Below are 22,173 nucleotides of genomic sequence, written 5' to 3' on the forward strand. Positions count from 1 at the left end.
CCTGGAGCCGCGAACCAGCGCTGGGTGTGGAGGGCGTGGGCGGCTCCCAGTGGTGCATGACCTAGGTGTAGTGCCCAGGCAGGTTGTTGGAGATCCGGCTGATGGGTGGGAGCTTCCCGATGGCGGTGTGGGGCCTGTGGTGATTGTAGAAGTGCAGCCAGGCGGGGAGCGCGGCGGCGGGCTGACTCGGAGTTGTAGTGCTTCGAGTAGGCCCATCCGTCGGCCATTGTCCGGTGGAAGCGTTCGATCTTGCCGTTGGTCTGCGGGCGGCGGGGGCGGGTGAACTTCGGCGTGATCGAGAGGTCGTGGCAGGCGTGCCGCCATGCGTGTGAGCGGTAGGCGGAGCCGTTGTCCGACAGCACGCGTTCGACGGTGACGCCGCGGTCGGCGAACCAGGACGTCGCACGGCGGAGGACGCCGATGGCGGTGGCGGCGCGTTCATCGTCGTGGATCTCGGCGTACGCGACGCGGGAGTGATCGTCGATGACGGTGTGGACGAATGCGTGACCGGTGATGTGGTCGCCAGCAATGCCACGGCGCCCGGTCTGCTTTGCCGTGGCCGATCGGTTCCGGTAGCCCTGCGCCCGCCCCACGAACCGCCAGCCGCCGCCGTCGGGGATGTTGCCGAGCTTCTTCACGTCGACATGGATCAGCGCGCCCGGCGTTTCGTGCTCGTAGCGTCGAGCCGGCTCACCGGTTCGCACATCGACATGGGACAGACGATTCAATCGGCAGCGGACGAGGACTGCGTGCACGGTCGACGCACTCAGCCCCAGTCGACCAGCGATCTGCACCGGGCCGAGCCGCTTCCTGATCCGCAGATGGACGATCTTCTTCACGATCGGCTGCGGCTTCCTGTTCGGGTGCGAGTGCGGCCGACTGGACCGGTCAGCCATGCCAGCAGGGCCGAGCTCGACATATCGGCGCGCCCACTTCGCAGCGGTGGGATACGACACCCGGAAGTACGCGGCCGCAGCCGCGATCGACCAGCCGTCGTCAACGATCCGAGTTGCCAGCCGGAGTCTATGGCGCGGCGTCAACGCCGCATTAGCGTGGGACACGAGAACCTCCCGGTTCAGAGCGGTAGTGGTAGCAGCTCCACTCTGCCGGGAGGTTCTCGTCACATCACGGCATCCAGGTCAAACAACGTCCCTGGGCACTACACCTAGGGCGCGGCCAATCGTGTAGCTGGGGGTAGGAGGGTTTGGACCCGCCGTTCCGTTGACCGCGGGCGAGGGAGGGGAGCCGTCGTTGTGAGTGGTTAACTATCAGTGTGTGCGACGCCAGTATTTCCCAAGTGGTGGAGTCCGTGGTTGCCCCTTGCCAATGACCAGACGGGACTTAGTCAGCGTGGTAGCACGTGGTACCCATTAGCAGAACTCGCACTCGCCGCTGACCGGGAGCACCATCGTGCAGGTCGGGCAGATCGACTCGACGCGCTCGGGGACGACGACGCGCGGGGTGCGAGGCGCACGAGTGGTGCCCGCCACGCGGGACGAGCCGGCGGCACGAGCTCGAGCCACAGTGAGCGCCGTCAGCTCCGCCTCGCCCTTCGAGGTGCGCCACGATATGTAGTCGCTGTGGATGAAGGCCGTCGCGTTGCCCTTGCGGGGGACGGCGGCAATGTATGCCCCGGACGCGGGCACGTAGAACTCGGCGTCGTCGCGGCGGGAGAGGAAGCGGCGGGCGGCGTCGACGTTGCCCAGCGGGAGAGGCCGCGCCTCGAGCGCCTCGTCGAAGGTGAGGAAGGTCTGGCGGGCCTTGCGGTCGTCGATGCCCTCGATCATGTAGCCGAGTTCGGCCAGGCGGCCGGCGGCGCCGGTGCGGCCGCCGCTGAAGACGTCGGGGCCGGGCTTCACGCCGAATTGGTTGTGGAAGGCCACACCGAAGATCGCCTTCGAGTCGTAGCGGCCCGACTCGGTCACCAGGAAGTAGTCGCGGTCCTCGTCGAACCCGTGCGCCTGCAGAAACGTGGCGCGCCCGAGACGGTCGAACTCCTCGAGCGCGCGGTCGACGGCGGAACGATCGGTGAGGTGGGTGTACGAGAACACCCGAGGGACGATACCCGAGCAAGCTGAGCGACACCGAGGCCGGGCAGGAAGCGACAGCCCCGAGGTGCGCAGAACGGATGCCGGTGCCGGGCGCCGGCTGCACGCGCCGACGCCCGCACGAGGCATCCGCTGCCCTACTCCTCTTCGAGCTCGTCGCCCGAGCGGTCGAACACCACGATCTCGCCGAGGCGCACACACTGCCGTCCGTCCCGCCTGCCCTCCCGGAAGCATGCAGATTCGACCGTTCCTCCGCGAAAGCATGCAGACACGCCGCCGTTCCGGCGGCGTTGCATGTTTCCAGGCGCTCGGCGGGCCCGAGCGCATGTGCTACGTAGGTGCTACACTCGCGCCATGCGGACGATCAGCCAGCGTGAACTGCGCAACGACTCGGGCGCGATCATGCGCGCGCTCGCCGCAGGGGAATCGTTCCAGGTGACGAGTCGCGGTGAGCCGGTCGGCGTGCTCACTCCGGCGGATCGCACGCCGCTCGACGAACTCACGCTGCATCGGGCAGGCGGTCCGATGCGGTTCCCGGTCGGAGTGACGCGCGACGAGTCGGCGCTCGAGGCGCTCATCGCACTCCGCGGCGACCGATGATCGTCGCGGTCGACACGTCCGCGCTCGCGAAGCTGCTCGTCGAGGAGGCGGAGTCGGCGACGCTCCGTGAGCACCTCGCCCAGCGTGATGCCGCTGGCGACACGATCGCCATCTCGACGATCGCCGTGACCGAGCTGCGCCGGCTCGCGATCCGGCTCGACATCGAACCAGACCACGTCGAGCCCGTGCTCCGCCCGTTCCGTGTCATCCGGCTGACCGAGGGCATCCTGCAGCTCGCCGGCCGGCTGGCGCACCGCCACCTCGGCACCCTCGACGCGATCCACATCGCCACCGCGCTCTCGATCGAAGCGCAGGCGCTCATCACGTTCGACACCCGCCAGACGGATGCCGCGCGGCTCGAGGGGCTCGCAGTCGAGGCGCCCGGCGTGGCCTGACCTGTTCGCAGGCGGTTCGCGTAGCGAGAACATGCAGATCTGACACTTGGCGGCGAGAACATGCAGACTCGCCGCGGTCCCGCCGGCGTTGCATGTTCTCGCTACGCACGGCCATTGGTCTCACGCACGTCGGCGAAATCATCGCGTAACACCGCCCGCCTAGCCTGAGCCACATGACGGCTCCGACTCGCACCATCGTGGTGGAGCCGGCCAGGAGCCGGTTCCCCGACGACTCGATCGAGTCGGGCATGCTCCGGGCGCTCGGTGCGCAGCTCCGGCAGGAGCTCACGCCGGCGAGCATCACCGTCGACGAGCAGACCCGGTTCGAGGTCGAGGGCGCGGCCCGCGACGGCAGCGTGTTCGTGCAGCTCGTCGGCAACACCGGGGAGTTCAAGTCGGCCCACCGCAATCGCGTGACCGCCAACCTCTTCAAGCTCGCGTGGGTGAAGCAGGCGCTCTTCCCCGAGGCGCGGCTCGCGCTCTGCATCACGCCGACGGTCGCGAAGGCGTTCGTGCCGAACGGGTGGACCACGGTCGCCACCCGCGACCTCGGCGTCGAGGTGCTGCTGTACGACGTGGACAGCCAGACCCTCTCGACACTCCACGACGGAGACACCAGTGCCAGCCCGGGCACCACGCCGGCACACCGCCCATGAGTTCATGAGCACGAAACACAGCCGCGAGATTCGCGAAACAGCACCCGCCTACAGTCGTACCCAGTTGGACCTCCGCAGGGCACATCGCACCGGCACTCGCCGCACCGATTCGCCCTGCACGCTCTCCACACACACCAGACCCATGGATTGAGTCGTGGAGGCTCCAATGCGTTCGATCGTCGTACTCTCCGGCAACCCCAGAGCCGGATCCAAGACCACGGCAACGGCCACCGCCCTGGCCGACGCCATCGCCGAGGCCGCCGGCACCACCCCCGAGACCACCGTCATCGAGCTCGCCGAGCTAGGCGGCAAGGTGCTCGAGTGGGGCGACACGGATGCCGCGGCCCAGCGCGAGCTCGTGGCATCCGCCGACCTCGTGGTCGTCGCCACTCCTTCCTACAAGGGCAGCTACACGGGCCTGCTCAAGGGCTTCATCGACGGCTACGGCCCGACCTCGCTCGCGGGCGTCGCCGCGATCCCGGTCACGGTCGCCGGCTCGCCGGCCCACGCGCACGTCACCGGCGAGTTCCACCTCACCCCGCTGCTGCACGAGGTCGGCGCGTCCACGCCGCTCGGCGCGCTCGGCATGCTCGAGGCGCACGCCGCCGACCCCGAGGCCCGCGATCAGGCGATCGCGCAGTGGGTGGGCGAGCGGATGCCCCTGATCCACGCCCTCGCGGCAGCCACGACCGCGACCGGGGGCACGCCCGCCGACGAGGCATCCGCCCCCGCGACCGCCACGACCCCCGCGGCCCCCGCCGCCGAGGAGGTGCACGCATGACCATGACGGCCCCCGACCCGCTCCGCCGCGCACTCGGCCACATGGCCACCCCGGTCACCCTCGTGACCACCGTGCACGACGGCCGCCGCTACGGCTTCACCGCGAACAGCTTCACCTCGGTCTCGAGCAACCCGCCGCTCGTCACCGTCTTCCTCGCCGACACGGCCGACTGCTACGGCGCCTTCGCGGCGACCGAGCAGGTGGCGGTGAACATCCTCGCCGAGGGGCAGGGCGACCTCGCGAAGCACTTCGCCACCAAGGGCGCCGACAAGTTCGCCGCGGTCGACCTGCACCCCGACCACGTCGACGTGCCGGTCGTCGCCGACGCGATGGCGACCATCCTCGGCCGGGTCGAGCTGCGCCAGACCGCGGGCGACCACCTCATGCTGCTCATCGCCGTCGACGACGTGATCCACAGCGACCGCGAACCCCTCGTCTACCACAACCGCACCTTCAGGAGGCTGGTCTAGATGGCCCCGCACGATCTCTCCGCACCCGCGATCCGCATCGACGGGGCCCGCAAGGTCTACGGCACCGGCAGCACCCGCATGGTCGCCCTGCACGACGTCGAGCTCGACATCCCCGCGGGCCGGTTCGTGAGCGTCATCGGGCCGAGCGGATGCGGCAAGTCGACGCTGCTCCGTCTCATCGCGAACCTCGAGGCGACGGATGCCGGCAGCGTCGAGGTGTTCGGCGAGTCGCCGGCCGCGGCGTGCGACGGCAAGCACATCGGCTTCGTGCCGCAGACCCCGGCGCTGCTGCCGTGGCTGAACGTGCTGCACAACGTGACACTGCCGCACCGCGTGAACCGTCGCGCATCGCGCAAGCGCAAGGCAGGGGCATCCGCCGCCCGCCCCATGCCCGACATGGAGCAGCTGCTGCGCGACGTCGGCCTCGGCGACGCCATGCACAAGCTGCCGCCCGAGCTCTCCGGCGGCATGCAGCAGCGCGTCGCGATCGTGCGCGCGCTCGGCCTCCAGCCCGACGTGCTGCTCATGGACGAGCCGTTCTCGGCGCTCGACGAGTTCACGCGCGAGTCGCTGCAGGGGCAGCTGCTCGACCTGTGGGACCACACCACCGCGACCGTCGTGTTCGTCACGCACTCGGTCACCGAGGCCGTGCGCCTCAGCGACCAGGTCGTCGTCATGGCGCCCCGGCCCGGACGCATCGTCGACGTGATCGACGTCGACCTGCCCCGCCCCCGCAGCGCCGAGCTGCTCACGAGCGACGAGTTCCACCACTACGAAGACCTGATCCGCGAGCGCCTCCAGTCGGCCTGGCACTCGCCCGACCTGCCGAACGCCGCCTAGGAGCAGAGGATGACCACCATCGACACCTCCACGCCCCGCATGGACGACGAGCCCACGCCGACGGATGCCACTGTGCAGTCCGAGAGCGCCGAGCAGTCCGAGAACACCGCGATGACGGATGCCACGAGCCCGGCCGCGCCCGAGACGACCGCCGCTTCCGAGGCATCCGCCCGCCGTCTCCCGAAGTTCCTCCGCCCGAGCCGCTGGGTGCCGATCACGCTCATGGTGCTCGTGCTCGGCGTGCTCTGGCAGGTCGGATCCGAGAACATGCCGTACCTGCTGCCCCCGCTGCAGGACGTCTGGCGCAGCCTCAGCGGCAACCCGCTCTTCTACATCGAGAACGCGTGGATCACGCTGCAGGAGGCGCTGATCGGCCTGGTCATCGCGTTCGTCTGCTCGTCGGCGCTCGCGATCGCGATCAGCGAGGTGCCGCTCATCCGCCGAGCCGTCATGCCGGTCGCGGTCGTGCTGAACGTCACCCCGCTCGTGGCGATCGCGCCGGCCCTCGTCGTGGCGTTCGGGTTCGGGCCCGAGCCGAAGCTCATCGTGACCGCGCTGATCTGCTTCTTCCCGATCCTCATCAACGTGGCCGTGGGCCTCCGCTCCGTGCCGACGCCGGTGCTGCACTTCTACCGCACGGTCAACGCCTCCCGGGCCGAGCTGCTCTGGTACGTGCGCGTGCCGAGCGCGCTGCCGTTCCTGTTCGCCGCCCTCAAGATCGTCTTCCCGCTGTCGATCGTCGGCGCGGTCGTCGCCGAGATGTTCGCCCCGGGCGCGGCCGAGGGCCTCGGCACCACCATCAGCCTGGCCAGCTCGAACAACCAGCTCCAGGTCATCTACGCCTCGATCGCGATCCTCGCCCTGATGGGCGCGACCCTGCTCGCGATCGTCACCGCCGTCGAGCGGCGCGTGCTGCATTGGCACGACACGCACCGCCACGAACCGGAGTAGGCCGGCCGCGCCGGCCCACCCGGGCACCACCCACCGCACCATTCCGCACCACACTCCCTGCACCGCACCACCGCGTCGTCGCGTCCCGTGGCCGAACGCGCCCTTCGCGCACCCCGCGCACGTCCCCCGAAGGAGAACCACATGTCCCGCCGAACCCTGACCCGCTCGGGCATCGCGCTCGCCGGCGCCACCGCGGCGATCGTCGCGCTCGCCGGCTGCGCCACTGAGGAGACCGCAGCCGACGACACCACCGAGGCCGCTTCGACCGCCATCTCGGCCGAGCGCTGCGCCGAGAACGAGGCCGCCGGCGGCATCACGTTCCTCACCGGCTACCAGTACCAGGCGTCCGCGTCGATCCTCGACGTGGTCGCCGCCGAGGAGCTCGGCTACTTCGAGGACCTCTGCCTCGACGTCGAGATCCAGCCGGGCACCGGCGACACGGGTACGAACACGCAGCTCGTGGCATCCGACCAGGTGCAGTTCACCTCGGTCAGCCAGCAGAACCTGCTGCAGGCCTACGACACCGGCATCGAGCTCGTCGGCATCTCGTCGTACTCGAACGTCGGCCTCGAGATCCTCATGACGATGCCCGACATCGAGGAGCTCTCCGACCTCGACGGCACCATCCTCGGCCACAAGGGCGGCCTGCCGCCGGCCGTGCAGGCCATGCTCGACGAGTCGGGCGCCGACGTCGACAGCATGCAGCAGGTCGTGGTCGGCTACGACCCGTCGATCCTGCCGCGCGGCCAGGTCGACTCGCTCACCGGCTTCATCTCGAACGAGCCGAACCTGCTCGCCGCCGCCGGCGAGGACGTCACCGTGTGGCGCCCCTATGACTACGGCGTGCCGTCGTCGCTCGGTGCGTTCGCCGCCAACCCCGAGTTCGCCGCCGAGCACCCGACCGTGGTCGAGGACTTCCTGCGCGCGGTGTTCCACGCGTTCGAGTACTGCGAGGACAACGCCGAGGAGTGCGTCGGGTACACCGCCGAGCTCTCGGGTGAGGGCTACGACGTCGACCACAACGTCAACATCTGGAACACCGAGTCGGCCATCGTGCGCGACGCGCAGCCCGAGGGCACGAACCTCGGCGCGATCGACACCGACAACGTGGTGGCGATCGTCGACATGCTGAACGACTACTCGCTGCTCGCGAACGACCTCCCCGAGGACGTCGCACTCGGCCTCTTCGACACCTCGTTCGTCGACGCGATCTTCGCCGACGGCGAGCTGGTCTGGCCGGCGCCGTAAGGCGCAGGTGAGCGGATGCCCCGGGCCGGCCACGACCCGAACGGCACCGGATGCAGTCGCCGGGCGTGCGGCCCGGGGCATCCGCCACCACCCCCTCAACTGACACGACGACACAGGAGCCATCACGATGGGTGAGCACAAGGACTACGGCGTCTTCCTGCCGAACGCGGCCGGCGGCTGGATGATCTCGAGCACGGCGCCGTACCCGCCCGCGAGCTACGACTACAACCGCCAGGTGGCGCGCCTCGCCGAGGACGCCGGGCTCGACTTCATCATGGCGATGGCGAAGTGGCGCGGCTTCGGCGGCAGCACCGACCACTGGGGCGAGACGCTCGAGTCGATGACGATGATGGCCGGCCTCGCCGAGGCGACCTCGCGCGTGAAGATCTGGGCGACCGTGCACGCCAACATGCAGAACCCCGCGTTCGCGGCGAAGGTGTTCACCACGCTGCAGCAGATCAGCGGTGGCCGCGCGGGCATGAACATCGTCAACGGCGCGTACGCCGACGAGTTCCAGCAGATGGGCATCTGGGACGACACGATGAGCCACGACGACCGCTACGCCATGACCGAGGAGTGGACCCAGGCCGTGCTGCGCCTGTGGTCGGAGCCGTCGGTCACGATGAACGGGCAGTTCTTCACGCTCACCGACTGCGAGTCGCGGCCGCTGCCCGACCCGCGGCCCACGATCATCTCCGCCGGCCGCTCCGATCGCGGCCGCGCGTTCCAGGCGCAGTACTCCGACGGCGCCTTCCTCGGCTCGGAGACCCTCGAGGGCATGCGCGACCTCTCGCGCGACGTGCACGAGCGCGCCGCCGCCAACGGCCGCACCGTGCGCACCTACTCGATGATGACCATCGTGCAGGGCGACACCGACGCCGAGGCCGAGGCCACCGCCGAGCGCTACGGCGAGGGCCTCGACCGCGAGGCGCTGTCGAACATGCGCCGCTCGTGGGGGTGGGACGCCCAGCGCGCCCTCTCTTGGGCCGAGGGCGCGAAGGGCGAGGAGGCGTTCCAGACGCCGTACGTCACCGGGTCGGCCGAGACGCTGTCGGAGAAGGTCCTCGACATCCTCGACCGCGCCGAGCTCGACGGGCTCATGCTGATCTTCCCCGACTACCTCGAGGGGCTGCCGCGCTTCGGCGAGACGGTGCTGCCGGCGCTGCGGGCGGCCGAAAGTGCTGGGGCGGATGCCGCTGGGACGACCGAGCCCGTGGGAGCCGAGGTCGCATCGTGACCGACCTGCTCCACCGCCAGCTCGGGGCCCTGCGCCCCGAAGCCGCCGCCCTGCTCGTGATCGACGTGCAGCGCTCGTTCGGCGACCCGGCGTTCCTCGGGGGCTACGGGCTCGACGAGGCAGCGTCGGCGCACGTGGCGGCGGCCGTGTCGCGGTGCGCCGAGCTCGTGTCGCTCGCCCGGTCGGCGGGCGTGCCCGTGTACTGGATCGAGCTCGCGACCCCGGTTGACGAGCCGTGGCAGGCGAGCAAGTGGCTGCGCTCGGGATCGTTGTCCGGGCCGGTGGGCGACGACGAGCCGTGCGTGGTCGGCACCCCCGGTGCCGAGTGGTACGGCGTCGTGCCCGCCGAGGGCGAGCCGCACTTCGCCAAGCGCGGCTACAGCGGGTTCCTCGGCACGGGCCTCGCCGAGCGGCTCACCACCGATGGCGTCGAGTGGGTGGCCGTCGCCGGCCTCACCACCGAATGCTGCGTCGCCGCGACCGCGACGGATGCGATCCAGCTCGGCTGGCCGGTCGTGCTCGCCGAGGACGCGACCGCCGCGTACTCGCTCGAACTGCACGCGGCCGCCGTGGAGTCGCTCGCGCTGAACGTCGCCGTGATCGGCGATGTGGCCACCGTGGCCGACGTGTGGGCGCGCGGTTCCGTGCCGTCGTCCGACTCGGAGGCATCCGTCACCGCACCCGCAGGCGAGGTCGTCGCATGAGCGGCGGGATGCACGTCGCGTTCGACCTGTCGTTCACGCACACCGAGGGTCGTTGGGCCCGGCCGGGGTCGTGGGTCGGGCGGACCTTCCCCGACGTGCGGATGTTCCAGGAGATCGCCGTCACCGCCGAGCGCGCGGGCATGCACCTGCTGTTCTTCGGCGACGGCAGCGGGATTCCCGACACGTGGGGCGGCTCGATCGCGCCGGCCGTGGAGTGGGGCGTGCAGTGGCCGCGGCAGGACATGAGCCCGTTCATCGCGGCGATGGCCGGCGCGACCCGCGACATCGGGTTCGGGCTGACGTATTCCTCGACGTTCATGCACCCGTTCTACGTGGCGCGGCTGCTGAACTCGCTCGACCACGTGACCGGCGGGCGCATCGCGTTCAACGTCGTCGCGTCGAGCCGCAGCGCCGACGCAGCGAACTACGGCTTCGACCAGCTGCTCGAGCACGGCCTGCGTTACGAGCGCATGGAGGAGTTCATCGACGTCTGCCGCGCGCTGTGGGACTCGGTGCCGCCGGAGGCGATCCTGATGGACCGCGCGACCGGGCGGTTCGCCGACCCCGCGCTGGTGTCGGCGATCGACCACGACGGTGCGTTCTTCAAGGTGAAGGGGCCGCTCAGTTCCATGCCGAGTCCGCAGGGGCACCCGGTGCTCGTGCAGGCCGGCAACTCGGCGCGCGGCATCGCGACCTCGGCGAAGTTCGCCGACGTGATCTTCGGGTTCGGCGGGCCGCTCTCGGCGCAGCAGCGACACCGGACGATGCTCGACGAGGCGCTCGTGTCTGAGGGGCGCGACCCCGCGGGTGTCGGCATCCTCTGGGCCACGCAGGTCATCGTGGGGCGCACCCACGACGAGGCGCTCGCGCGGCGCGACGAGGTGCTCGAGTACTGGAGCGAGGACGCCGTCGGCGCCTACCTCTCGCACAACGCCGGGTACGACTTCTCGGGGCTGCCCGCGACGATCGTGCTCGGGGAGCTGGCGTCCTCGGTTGCGGCCGCGCATGCCACGCCCGGTGGGCTCGTCGGCAAGCTCGTCGACGAGTACGGCGCCGACCACGCGATGAGCCGCGCGGAGTTCTTCGAGCACGGTTGGCAGCACGCCACCGGACTCGACAACACCGTGCTCGGCACGCCCGAGTCGATCGCGGATGCGCTCGAGGAGAACTTCGCGGCGACCGGCTCCCGTGGCGGCTACATGTTCACGACGCCGCTCCCGACGCCGTCGGGCCTCGCCGACATCGCCGAGTTGCTCGTGCCCGAGCTCGCCCGCCGCGGGACGCTCGCGCCGCGCACGTCGGGCGCGCTGCTGCGCGAGAACCTGGCGGCGTGATGCGTCGGGGATCGGCGAGTGCCGAGCGCGCGGAGCTCGCCGATCCCGACCACGACACCGGGCCGGGCATGGGCCAGGCGCTCCTGATCTGCGCGCTGATCGGCACCGCCCAGATGACCTGGGGCGTGGTCGTGCCCGTGCTGCCGCTCTTCGTCGACGACCTGCACGTGCCGATCGTGCTGCTCGGTCCGATCATCGCCGCCTTCGCGATCGGTCGCGTGATCGCGAACGTGCCCGCCGGGCTGGCGCTGCGCCGCCTGCCCGCGCGGCCGATGGTGCTGACGGTGCTGGTGCTGCTCGCGGCCGTGACCGCGGTGACCGGGTTCGTCGGCGATGCCTCGTGGCTCATCGGCCTGCGGCTCGTGGCCGGCCTGCTCGGCGGCGCGGCGATCACGCTCGGATTCGCGGTGCTCTTCGCCGGGGCGCCCGCCGCGCGGCGAGGTCGCGTGATCGCGATGGCAACCATCGTGCAGATGGGCGCCGCCGCCGTCGGATCGATGCTCGGCGGCGTCGCCGTAACGCTCGGCGGCGTGCCCGCCGCGTTCCTCGCCGCGGCGGTCCCCGTACTCGTCGCGGTCGGCATCGACCTCGTGCGGCCGGCGCGCGGCTACTGGTCGGCGCTCGCCGATGCGCCCGCCCGGTCCCCGCGAGCGAAGGCGCGCGACGACGCGTCGCCCCGCGAGGCCCGTGCCGCGGTCGACGAACGCGAGCCCGCGGCATCCGTCGATGCGTCGGCCGCCGACGCACGCGCCGGCGTCGTCGAACGCGAGCCCGCGGCATCCGTCGACCCCTCAGTCTCCGAGGCATCCGCCATCGTCACCGAACGCGAGCCCGAGGCATCCGCCGCCCCGCCGCCCTCGCGCCCGGCCGACACGCGCCGGGTGCTCGTCGCGCTCGCCATCGTGTCGTTCGCGCTGTTCTTCGCGCGGTTCGCGGGGGAGCAGGGGCTGATCCCGGTGCTGGCGTACGAAGTGGGCGGCCTGACCCCGATGACGCTCGGCATCGCGTTCGCGCTCGGGACCGTCGCGAGCGCGGGCGCGCTGCCGCTCGTCGGGCGCTGGGTCGACGCAGGCGCGAAGGTGCCGGTGGTGGTCGTCTCCGCGCTCGGCGCGGGCGGCGTGATGCTCCTCTTCGGCGTGCTCGGATCACCGTGGTGGTTCGGTGCGGCGATCATCGCCTACGCCGTCGCGACGAGCCTCGCGAACGTGGTGCCGAGCGTCGTGACGGCCGAGGTGTTCCCCGGCCGCTCGTCGGGCGCCGCCGTCGGCGTCACCCGCACCGCCGGCGACATCGGTGCCGCCGTCGGCCCGCTCGCGGTCTTCGCGCTCGCCGAACTCGCCGGTGCCTGGGCCGGTCTCACGCTGCTCGCCGTGGTGCCGATCGCCGCGATGGGCTGGTTCCTCGTGGTGCTGCGCCGTCGCTGAGCCTGGCACCAGGCCCGCCCGCCCGCACGGGCGCCCGCGTCGCCGTGTCCACGTCGTCCCCCGCGCGCGCGTCAGCCGCCTCGCCCCTCCCGAAAACATGCAGATCTGTCAGATCCGCCGCGAGAACATGCAGACACGCCGCGGTTGCGCCGACGTTGCATGTTTTCGGGCGGGCGCGCGCGGTGAATGTGCCCGCCCCTGGCCTGGTGTAGCGAAAACATGCAGATCTGACCGATGGCGGCGAAAACATGCAGACACGCCGCGGTTCCGCCCGCGTTGCATGTGTTCGCTACAGCGACCGCCGAGAACCGGCGGTACGTACGCGGACGCCGCGCGCTAGCGGTGCACGTGCGCCGGCTCGCCGGTGAGGTGCGTGATGTCGCGCTCGGTCGTGTGCAGCAGCCGCTCGGAGAGGTTGCGCAACGCGCGGGCGACGGCGAGCTCGTCGCCGATGGCCGGCACGTTCGGGTCGTGCGGATTTCGGTCGGCCTTGCCGACGCCGGTCACGTCCTGCCCCGACGGGGTGACGACGCTGGCGCGCGCGGTCGTGGTGTCCTCTTCTTCGTCGATCTCGACGGTGACGTCCCAGTGCTTCGTCGCATACATGGAACTCACCACCTTCCTGTGGTTCCGTCTCCAGCGTAGCCACGGGGCCGCACCCCGGCCAGAGTCCGATGCACCGGAATGGGGGCCAGCACTGACGCGGGCCGACCAGCACGGTGGAAACGTGAGCCATGCGGTGCCGGTGCCGTTCGCGCGGTGCCGAGACCGCGCCCGCGCCGGCGGGGAATCCGGCCGAGTCAGGCCCGACAGCCCGGCACGCTGCCGAGTCGGATACACCGACACCACGAGCACCACCAGGCACGACCACGACCACGACCTCGCCCGACGCACGACGCCGTGACGCACGACACCGCAGGGCAGCGAAGCCCGGCGGCACGAGCGCAGCTTCGGCCGGGGCCACGGGGGAGCGCACCATGCCGCCCATCGATCCGGACCTCGTCGCGGCGTTCGGCCGCATCTTCCGCCCCGCTACCGCGATGACGGTGCGCGTGGACTTCCTCGAACGGCTCGGCGCGATCTTCGGCGGCCGACCGCCCGGCCAGAGCCTGCCGTCGGTGCGCCTGTTCCGCCCGCGCGACCTCATCGACGTCGAGTTCCGCTTCGTCAACCTCGAGCTGCGCGGCACCGGCACGCGCCGCGTCGTCGCACGCGAGATCGCCGGCCGCCCCGCCCAGCTCATCGCGATCTTCGGCCCGCAGCACCTGCTCGAGCAGGCGTTCTTCGACGCGGCCGGGCCGGAGGGCGACTTCGTCTCGCAGAACGCGGAGACCGGCGGCACCCCACCAGCCGGCGGCTCAGAGATGCCGAAGTACCCGGTGCAGGCGATCCTCTCCCGCCCGAGCCGCCTCGCCTTCCGCGTCACCGAGGAGGAGATCCCGTTCACCGAGACCGGCCTGCTCGCCGCAATGCGCCTGCTGCCGCTGAGCGTCGCCCCGCACGCGGTCTCGTTCACCCCGTTCCGCCGCTTCCCCGACCTCGTCACCGACGTCGGCGCGGTGCTCGAGGCCACGACGCGCGCCTCGAGCTTCCTCGAGGAGGCGGCGCGTCGCGCGGTGCTGCGCGAGCGCCTCGCGGCCCGGCCCGACGCCGCGGCATCCGTCGAGCTCGCGAACCTGGAGCTGGCTCCGGATGCCTCGGCCAGCGCCCTTGCGACCGCCGCGGCCGCCGCCCGCCTGCACCGGACCGTCGGCCTCATCGAGGCGCGCTTCGGCCCGGCGAGCGCGGTCGGCGCCGTGGCCTCCGGCGCGGGCGCGATCATCGACCTCTCGCCCGCGCTGGCGCTCGACCTGCGCCCGTCCGTGCCGCGCGAACCGACCTCGACCGAGACCGCGATCGAGCTGCCGTGGCGCCTCCAGCTGAGCCCGCACGCCACGGGCGGGTTCATGCACTCGATCGACGACGTCACCCACGACGGCCGCGTCGAGCTGTGGCACACCCGGCTCGGCACGCGCGACGCCGAGGCCGGGCAGGTGTTCCCGATCGCCGCTGCCACGACCTCGCCCGTCGACGAGGAGGACCCCGACACCCGCCAGGTGCGGGCCATCTGGACCCGCGACTTCAGGCCGGGCAAGAGCGCCGCCGACGAGGTGAACGCGTTCCCCCAGGAGGACTTCGGCGACCTCGGCACGCTGCCGCCGTTCCGCGCGAGCCTCTCCGTGAAGGACCGGATGCAGCTCGTGCACCGCACCTCCAACCACCGCTGGTCGGGCGAGGGCAACCACGTGCGGCCGGCGCAGGTCGAGCACCTCATGCTGACCGGGCTGGGCGGATGGCTCGCCAGCGAGGCCGACTTCGGCGACGAGGCGCCGGGCCTGAACCTGCAGGAGTGGCGGCACCGCGCGACGATGGCGCGGGACCACTACGTGAAGGTCGTCTACGCGGGCATTCTCGCCCCGTTCGGCCATCGCGCATCGCTCGTGAAGATCACCGAGCGCAGGGTCGCGGGCGATGGTCGGGCCACCCTCTACCAGCGGCTGTTCATCATCGTGCGCCAGCCCGAGCGGGCGTACCTGCACACGGGCGTCGCCGACTTCGACAACGTCATGCCGTTCCGATGGGTGCGCATCATCACGAGATCCACGCCGCCGCTCGCGCTGCCGCACTCGCTGATCACCACCTCGGGCCAGGTGTTCGTGCCCGAGATCGCGACCGCCGACGTCGGGCAGGGCGGTGCGGCGCCCTCGGGCAGCACGCCCTTCGTCTTCAAGTTCCTCGCGAACGACGTCGACAACCACCTGGTGGAGTTCGAGGGACCGCTCGTCTTCCTCGAGACGACCGCCGTCGATTCGAAGGCGGACGACCCCGTCGGTGCGGTGGACGCGGCGAACTCCGTCGCGCACGCGTACGGCATGGGCGGGCAGCTCGTCGCGTACGCCGAGCCCGACGAGGACAACGACCCGGGCGACACCGCGCTGCCCACCACGACGCTCACGTTCGACGCCACCGTGCACGGCGGCAAGCCGAACTACGTCGTGCCGCACCTGCGCGTCGCGATGGCCCCGGTGCCCGCGATGGCCGCGTTCACCGGGCAGTCCGGGCCTGTGCCGCTGCGCATCGCCGACGCCTACCGCGGCAGCCGCTTCGCGGCGGGAAACGCGGGCGGGCTGTTCCTCGAGCTCGCCGACGCGGCCGGCGCGCCGCTGCCGACCGCGCCGCCGACCATGGACTTCGGCTCGCAGTCCGACAGGTCGGGCGCGTTCCTCAGCCCGTCGATCGGCGTGAAGGCGCTCGCCCGCAAGGTCGGCCCGGTCGGCGGCGACCTCGCCACGCTCGCGGCGAACCCGGCGAACTTCGACCTGGGAGCGATGTTCCCGGCGAGCGCGGCGAAGCTGTTCGGCGTCATCAACCTGCAGGACCTCCTGCCCGCAGCGAACGGCGTGCTGCCGAAGTTCGTCACCCAGGTGCTCGACGCCGCCGCGACCGCGCAGCAGACGGTCGCCCGCGCCCAGGCGTTCGTCACCGCGAAGGCGGCCGAGCTCGCGGCGCTCGGCGCGAACGTGCAGAACGCCGCCACGGCACTCGCGACGAAGGCGCAGGCGTTCACCGACGCGATCGGCCAGCTCGCGGCGGACCCGGATGCCGCGCCGAACCTCGACCAGGTGATCGCCGACATCGGCGCAGCCGCCGGCACGATCGCCACGGCGCTCGACGACGCCGGCCCGAACCTCCCGCTGGCCAGGCCCGAGGTCGAGCAGGCGGCATCCGTCATGCATCTCCTCGCCGACGTCGCGGGCACCGCCGGCACCGTCGTGACCGCGCTCCGCAACCTCTACAAGGGCCTCGCCGTGCCCGAACAGGTGTCGGCGCGGCTGGAGTGGTCGACCGAGCTCGGCCAGTGGCCGGCGAACGCGGCGAAGCCGATCTTCGAGCCCAAGGACGATCGGATGCTCCGCCTCGTCGCCGAGGTGCAGGCACCGCTCGATGCGTCGAAGTCGCCCGGCGCGCTCGTCTCGTGTTCGCTCCCGCCGTTCGACCTGCGGCTGGTGGGGGACGCCGAGTTCATCATCATCCGCGTCGCGGTCATGGCGTTCTCGGTGCGGGGCGGGAAGAAGCCCGACGTCGACGTGCAGCTCGACGATAAGAAGGGCATCGAGTTCGTCGGACCGCTCGCCTTCATCGAGGCGATCAAGAAGGTCATCCCGTTCGACGGGTTCAGCGACCCGCCGTACCTCGACGTGTCGACGAGCGGCATCACCGCGGGCTTCGACCTCGCCATCCCCGACCTCGCCGTGGGCGTGTTCGCGCTGACCAACATCAACGTCGGCGCCCGGCTCTCGGTGCCGTTCATCGGCGAGTCGCTCGAGTTCCGGTTCAACTTCGCCACCCGCGACGACCCGTTCCGGCTGCAGGTGTCGCTGTTCGCGGGCGGCGGGTTCTTCGCGCTCACGGTCGCGCCCGACGGCATGCGCGTGGTCGAGGCGGCGCTCGAGTTCGGCGCCGCGGTGTCGATGAACTTCGGCGTCGCGTCGGGGAGCATCTCGGTGATGGCGGGCATCTACTTCCGCCTCGAGCAGCAGGGCGACGACCAGCTCGTGCAGCTCTCCGGGTACTTCCGGGCCCGCGGCGAGGTCGACGTGCTCGGCCTCATCTCGGCGTGCATCGAGCTCTACCTCGAACTCAGCTACCGCAACCAGAACGGCAACGAGAAGGCCGTCGGCAAGGCGTCGATCAGCATCGAGGTGTCGGTCTGCTTCGTGTCGTTCTCGGTGTCGGTGAGCTGCGAGAAGCAGTTCGCCGGGTCGAAGGGCGACCCGACGTTCGTCGACATGATGGGCCCGTTCCAGGCGCTCGGCGTGCCGAAGGATCCATGGGCCGACTACTGCGCGGCGTTCGCGCCCGAGGCCCCGTAGGAGGACGTGATGAACGAGAACGCGATCTTCACCGCGATCCCCGCGGGGCGCATCGACGGGGAGCGGCTCCTCGTGACGATCTTCGTCACGCCCAAGCTCTCGACCGGCGCGGGCCCGGGCGTGCTGCTGCCGCTCACCGACTTCCCGGCGTTCGCCGACTGGCCGAGCACGGTACGCGAGGCCGTCTGGCAGCTCGAGGTCTCCGGGGTCGGCACGGTCGAGGGGTTCCCGCTCGACACCCCCGTCGAGCCCGACTCGAACGCGTGGGCGGAGGTGCTCGGCGGGACCAGCGTGGGCGAGGCGGAGTTCCAGCACTTCGAGCAGGCGACGGTGCACTCGTACCCGGTCGGGCAGGTGGCATCCGGCATCACGACGCTCTTCACGGACGTCGTCACGATGCACTCCGCCGAGCACCCGACCATCGCCGGCCTGCGCGGCATCCTGCACGAGTTCGACCCGCAGGAGCGCCTCGGCGGGCTCGAACGCGAGCTCGGCCGTCGCGGCGCGATCAAGCAGATGCTCTCCGATCTGCGCGGCCAGCAGGGCGGACCGGGCGCACCGGCGCGTGCCGTCGACTTCGAGGCGCTGAAGGGCGCAGCGGATGCCCCTGCCGTGGCGCTCGCCGCAGCCACCGCGTTCTACGACCGCACCGACGACCCGTGGAGCGAGCAGGCCATCACCGCCGACATGCCGAAGCCCGTGCCGCCCGAGTTCCACTCGTTCGTGTCGCGCTGCGCCGACTATCCGGAACTCCTGCGGCACCTCGGGCTGGCGCTCGACGTGTGGATCAAGGACGACCAGGCGATCACCGCGCACGGCGACATCCAGGTGGTCGACGCGGGCGGCGTCTCGCCGCTCGACCAGCTCGTGCACCCGCCGGCAGCACGGCCGAAGACCTTCTTCCACCGCACCGACGACGTCTGGGCGCCCGCGTCGCGCACCGAGAACCAGGACATCATCGACGGCAGCCTCGCGATCGACCTCGACGACCGCTTCGACCTCGAGCAGGTCGACCCCGACGGCGCCGCGATGAAGGTGTCCGAACTGCTGCGCACCCTGCAGCGGCAGGACGAGGCGCGGAAGGCGCCCGCCGAGCGCTCGATGACGCCCGACGACGCGACCCTGCCGGCGCTGCGGTCGACCGGCGTGGTGTTCGCGCGTCGCAACCGCGCTGCCGAGCTGGTCGGGCAGTTCGATCGGTCGGCCGCGCACGAGCAGGCGCGCACCTCGGGCGACCCGGCGGACCTCGACGTCGCCGACGTCACCCGCGGCTGGCGCATCGACGTGCAGGACCTCGACGGCGGTGCGAAGGAGTGGTTCTCGCTGCACGAGCGGCGCGGCGAGTACCGGCTCGTGCAGCCGGCCCCGGGGGAGAACCAGCCCGTGCCGCCGCCCGTCGCGCTGTCGGTGCAGCCCGAGCCCGACGAGGGCTACCTGAAGGGCGCGACGACCTCGAGCGACGACCCCGACCCGGCCGCCGACCAGTACCTGCACGAGACGCTCGCCGGGTGGGACGGCTGGTCGCTCGCGGTGAAGCGGCCCGGGCGGCCGCAGCGTGAGGTCGACTCCGTCCCCGAGGACGCGGACCGCGAGGTGAAGGACTCGGGCTTCCCGCTCGCCGCCGAGTTCGGGGTCGTCCAGGGCTCGCTGCCGCGCCTCCGGTTCGGCCGGCACTACCGCTTCCGCATCCGCGCGGTCGACCTCGCGGGCGGGTCGATCCCCGACGAGCAGCTCGACCAGGCGCACGAGCGCGAGCTGCCCGGCACGTACCAGCGCTGGGAGCCCGTGCCCTCGCCCGCGGTGGTGCCGCTCACGCAGTTCACCGAAGGCGAGTCGCTCATGCGGATGGTGATCCGCTCGACGCGTGACGTGCCCGTCGCGACGTACGTCGGGCTGCCGCGCGTGGAGGGCCTGGCCGGGCACGAGCCGAGTGGCCGCGAGGGCATTGTCTACCGCATCGAGAACGAACGGCACCTCGCGCCGCCGCTCGGCAGCATGCAGCTCGCCGAGACGCACGGCGAGTTCGACGCCGCGCTCGACGGCGGGGCGGCCGACGTCGCGGCGCAGTTCGCCATCGCAGCCAAGGAGTCGGGCAACTACCTGACGCTCGCGGGTGCCGCGGTCGTGAACCACCTCGGTGCGCCGCCCACGGTGCTCACCGGCGAGCGAGGCCAGGTGCTCGCCGAGGGCGAGTACGTCGTGCACGACACGCCCGCGCTCGACCTGCCGTACCTGCCCGACCCGCTCTCGCGCGGGCTCTCGCTCACCACGCTGCCGGGCGAGCCGGGCGGCAGCACGAGGACCGAGCCCTGGCCGACCGGCGGCCCCGGCTGGCACGAGCGCCTGCCCATCCGCATCCGCATCGAGGAGGGCACCGGCGCCGCGCAGTTCGACGCCGCGAAGCGCCTGCTCACGGTGCGCCTGCCGAAGGCCACCCTCGCGGTCGTGCGCCTCGCCTCGGTGCTCGAGAAGGAGGACCTGCGACTGCTGCGCGTCTGGAACCTGCTCGACGAGTCGCTGGCGCCGGCGCCCGACTCGCGCGTGATCGAGGCGGTCGAGGGTCGCAACTGGATGCTCACGCCCTGGTCGGAGCTCACCGTCGTGCACGCGGTCGAGAAGCCGCTCGAGGACCCGTCGATCGTGCTCGACGGCCGGCCGCTGCGGGCGCTCGCCGAGACCTTCTCGCGGCTGCCGGGCGCCGTGCACAACCACGCGGCCAGCACCGGGCGCATCGACATCGACGCGACCTGGGTCGACCCCGTCGACGACGTGATGCAGGACAAGTGGGTCGAGCACGACAAGGGCGCGCACGTGGGCGACTTCGAGCTCGAGGCATCCGAGCAGCAGGCCCGCATCGATCGGGATGCCGCCCCGGCGACCACGACCGTCGGTCCGACCCACCTCGTGCGGCACGAGTTCGGCGACACGAAGCACCGCTGGGTCGACTACCGCGCGACCGCGACCACGCGGTTCCGCGAGTACTTCCCGCCCGAGATCACGGGCGACCCGGCACTGGTGACCGCGACCGGGCCGGTGCTCGCGCAGGTCGACGTGCCGTCGAGCGCGCGGCCCGACGCGCCGCTCGTGAAGTACATCGTGCCGACGTGGGAGTGGCACGAGGAGCACCTCGGCGTGCGCGGGGCGTCCATGGCGGTGCGGCGTGTGCGCACGGGCGGCGGGCTGCGCGTCTACCTCGGGCGGCCGTGGTTCTCGAGCGGGCCCGACGAGCTGCTCGGCGTCGTGCTGCGCACGCAGCCGTGGGTCACCTGGCGCGACGACCTGGTGCGAGAGATCGTCGGCAGTGAGCTGCTGCACACCGTCGCCGACGAGTGGGCGGGTCGTGCGCTGCGCGCCGAGGGGGAGCGACCGGTGGGGCCGCAGTCGGCGTCGGCGTCGCTCGTCGCGCACGCCGCCGCGCGGGGCCGCCGGGAGTTCGTCGACCCGGTGGCCGGGCTTCGGATCCGCACGCGCGAGGAGCGGTTCCTCGCCGACGCGGCGCGCGAGGTGGCGTCGCGACGGGCGGCCGACCCGCGGTTCGTCGCCACCGGCGTCGCCGACGCGACCGCTGCGCTGATCGAGGACCACTTCGGGCTCTTCGCCGGCACCGGCCCCGAGGGGCGGCGCTTCACCACCGCCTGGGGCGCCGACCCGGTCTTCACGGGCGGCCCGATGGGCTCGGGTCCGTTCATCCACCAGTTCGCGCTGCGCACCGCGGTCGGCAGCGTGCGGCTCGCCGAGGTGAACGACCACGTCACGGTCGTCGGCCACCAGCCCGAGTACGACGAGGGCCGCGGCCTCTGGTACTGCGACCTGCAGGTCGATGCGGGCGACGCCTACACGCCGTTCGTCCAGCTCGCGCTCGCGCGGTACCAGCAGCATTCGGTGCCGAGCGTCGAGCTCTCGACCGTCGTGAAGGCCGACTTCGTGCAGCTCGTGCCGCGCCGCGAGTCGACCTACGTCGTCACCGCGAAGCGCGACGCGGTCGCGGTGACCCTCGCGGGGCCGCTCGGCATCCCGCAGCACGCGGCGACGCTGCCGAACCCGGAGACGCGTGTCGCGGCCTCCCGCCGCGTCGAGGCGTGGATCGAGCGCCTCCCAGCGGGCGCGACCGGAGACCTCGACTGGGAGCTCGTCGGCGACACCTTCGGACTCGACGTGGTGCTCACGCTCGCACAGGCGCGCGGCGCGTCGCTCGGCAACGTGCAGTGGGCGGGCGTGGTGCCGCTGCCCGACACGCAGCCCGGCGATCGACTGCGCGTGCGCCTGGCCGAGTACGAGGTGCACCGTGGCGACCCGCTCGGCCTCCCGCTGTTCGCGTCGGGCAAGGTGCGCGACCTCCGCCTCGTCTACGCCGACGAGCTTCCGCTGACGTAGGGCGGATGCCCGGGGGCATCCGCTCGCCCTGCCCGCGGCCGCCCGCCCTCGCGCCGCCCGCCTTCGCGCCGCGCGCCTCGCCCGCCCTCACGCTGGCCTGCGCGTCCGCCCGCCCGTCCTCCCTCCCGAGAACATGCAGCTCTGACCGATCCGCCGCGAAAGCATGCAGACACGCCGCGTTCTCGGCGCGATTGCATG

Annotated in this window: 16 protein-coding genes and 1 pseudogene; 14 read left to right on the plus strand and 3 right to left on the minus strand. The window is 71.7% G+C overall.

The window, feature by feature from the left end; genetic code table 11:
- Window positions 1-61: 61 nt before the first annotated feature.
- Window positions 62-1,061: pseudogene (locus tag QMG39_RS09800) on the minus strand (IS481 family transposase).
- A gap of 309 nt (window positions 1,062-1,370) precedes the next feature.
- Window positions 1,371-2,051, minus strand: a complete 681-nt coding sequence (locus tag QMG39_RS09805) for a ScoMcrA-related endonuclease (protein WP_281884490.1) — start codon at window positions 2,049-2,051, stop codon at window positions 1,371-1,373.
- A 351-nt stretch (window positions 2,052-2,402) separates the two neighbouring features.
- On the opposite strand from QMG39_RS09805, the gene QMG39_RS09810 reads away from it, so the two are divergent.
- The 12 genes from QMG39_RS09810 (at window position 2,403) to QMG39_RS09865 (ending at window position 12,688) form a co-directional block, all read left to right on the plus strand.
- The gene (locus tag QMG39_RS09810) at window positions 2,403-2,648 is read left to right on the plus strand and encodes a type II toxin-antitoxin system Phd/YefM family antitoxin (protein WP_281884492.1); all 246 of its coding nucleotides are present in this window, start codon (window positions 2,403-2,405) and stop codon (window positions 2,646-2,648) included.
- Window positions 2,645-3,043 carry a type II toxin-antitoxin system VapC family toxin gene (locus tag QMG39_RS09815; protein ID WP_281884494.1) on the plus strand — a complete coding sequence of 133 codons (399 nt, stop codon included), beginning with the start codon at window positions 2,645-2,647 and terminating at the stop codon, window positions 3,041-3,043. The genes QMG39_RS09810 and QMG39_RS09815 overlap by 4 nt, the downstream gene beginning before the upstream one ends.
- Window positions 3,044-3,216: 173 nt before the next feature.
- Window positions 3,217-3,699 carry a hypothetical protein gene (locus tag QMG39_RS09820; protein ID WP_281884495.1) on the plus strand — a complete coding sequence of 161 codons (483 nt, stop codon included), beginning with the start codon at window positions 3,217-3,219 and terminating at the stop codon, window positions 3,697-3,699.
- Window positions 3,700-3,865: 166 nt separating this feature from the next.
- A complete protein-coding gene (locus QMG39_RS09825) occupies window positions 3,866-4,480 on the plus strand; it encodes an NADPH-dependent FMN reductase (protein WP_281884497.1) in 615 nt (204 codons plus the stop codon).
- Entirely contained in the window at window positions 4,477-4,950 is a 474-nt protein-coding gene (locus QMG39_RS09830) for a flavin reductase family protein (protein ID WP_281884499.1), read from the plus strand. The genes QMG39_RS09825 and QMG39_RS09830 overlap by 4 nt, the downstream gene beginning before the upstream one ends.
- Window positions 4,951-5,790, plus strand: coding sequence for an ABC transporter ATP-binding protein (locus tag QMG39_RS09835; protein WP_281884500.1), 840 nt, complete (start codon window positions 4,951-4,953; stop codon window positions 5,788-5,790).
- Between the two features lie 9 nt (window positions 5,791-5,799).
- Complete coding sequence (locus tag QMG39_RS09840) at window positions 5,800-6,741, plus strand: ABC transporter permease (RefSeq protein WP_281884502.1); 942 nt, start codon at window positions 5,800-5,802, stop codon at window positions 6,739-6,741.
- Window positions 6,742-6,882: 141 nt separating this feature from the next.
- Window positions 6,883-7,989, plus strand: coding sequence for an ABC transporter substrate-binding protein (locus QMG39_RS09845; RefSeq protein ID WP_281884504.1), 1,107 nt, complete (start codon window positions 6,883-6,885; stop codon window positions 7,987-7,989).
- 127 nt (window positions 7,990-8,116) lie between these two features.
- Entirely contained in the window at window positions 8,117-9,226 is a 1,110-nt protein-coding gene (locus tag QMG39_RS09850; RefSeq protein ID WP_281884506.1) for an LLM class flavin-dependent oxidoreductase, read from the plus strand.
- Window positions 9,223-9,930: a cysteine hydrolase family protein gene (locus QMG39_RS09855; RefSeq protein WP_281884508.1), complete on the plus strand. Its 708-nt coding sequence runs from the start codon at window positions 9,223-9,225 to the stop codon at window positions 9,928-9,930. Before QMG39_RS09850 ends, QMG39_RS09855 begins: the two co-directional genes overlap by 4 nt.
- Window positions 9,927-11,264: an NtaA/DmoA family FMN-dependent monooxygenase gene (locus QMG39_RS09860; protein WP_281884509.1), complete on the plus strand. Its 1,338-nt coding sequence runs from the start codon at window positions 9,927-9,929 to the stop codon at window positions 11,262-11,264. The genes QMG39_RS09855 and QMG39_RS09860 overlap by 4 nt, the downstream gene beginning before the upstream one ends.
- Entirely contained in the window at window positions 11,264-12,688 is a 1,425-nt protein-coding gene (locus QMG39_RS09865) for an MFS transporter (RefSeq protein WP_281887235.1), read from the plus strand. Before QMG39_RS09860 ends, QMG39_RS09865 begins: the two co-directional genes overlap by 1 nt.
- Before the next feature lie 336 nt (window positions 12,689-13,024).
- Here QMG39_RS09865 and QMG39_RS09870 read toward each other — a convergent pair whose 3' ends face one another.
- The gene (locus QMG39_RS09870; protein ID WP_281884511.1) at window positions 13,025-13,294 is read right to left on the minus strand and encodes a DUF1876 domain-containing protein; all 270 of its coding nucleotides are present in this window, start codon (window positions 13,292-13,294) and stop codon (window positions 13,025-13,027) included.
- A 371-nt stretch (window positions 13,295-13,665) separates the two neighbouring features.
- Between QMG39_RS09870 and QMG39_RS09875 the strand changes: the two genes are divergently transcribed.
- Together QMG39_RS09875 and QMG39_RS09880 are read left to right on the plus strand one after the other, a co-directional pair.
- Window positions 13,666-17,601: a hypothetical protein gene (locus QMG39_RS09875; protein ID WP_281884513.1), complete on the plus strand. Its 3,936-nt coding sequence runs from the start codon at window positions 13,666-13,668 to the stop codon at window positions 17,599-17,601.
- A gap of 9 nt (window positions 17,602-17,610) precedes the next feature.
- Window positions 17,611-21,975 carry a hypothetical protein gene (locus QMG39_RS09880; protein WP_281884515.1) on the plus strand — a complete coding sequence of 1,455 codons (4,365 nt, stop codon included), beginning with the start codon at window positions 17,611-17,613 and terminating at the stop codon, window positions 21,973-21,975.
- Window positions 21,976-22,173: the final 198 nt, after the last annotated feature.

This window comes from Agromyces rhizosphaerae (assembly GCF_027925245.1).
Taxonomy (GTDB): domain Bacteria; phylum Actinomycetota; class Actinomycetes; order Actinomycetales; family Microbacteriaceae; genus Agromyces; species Agromyces rhizosphaerae.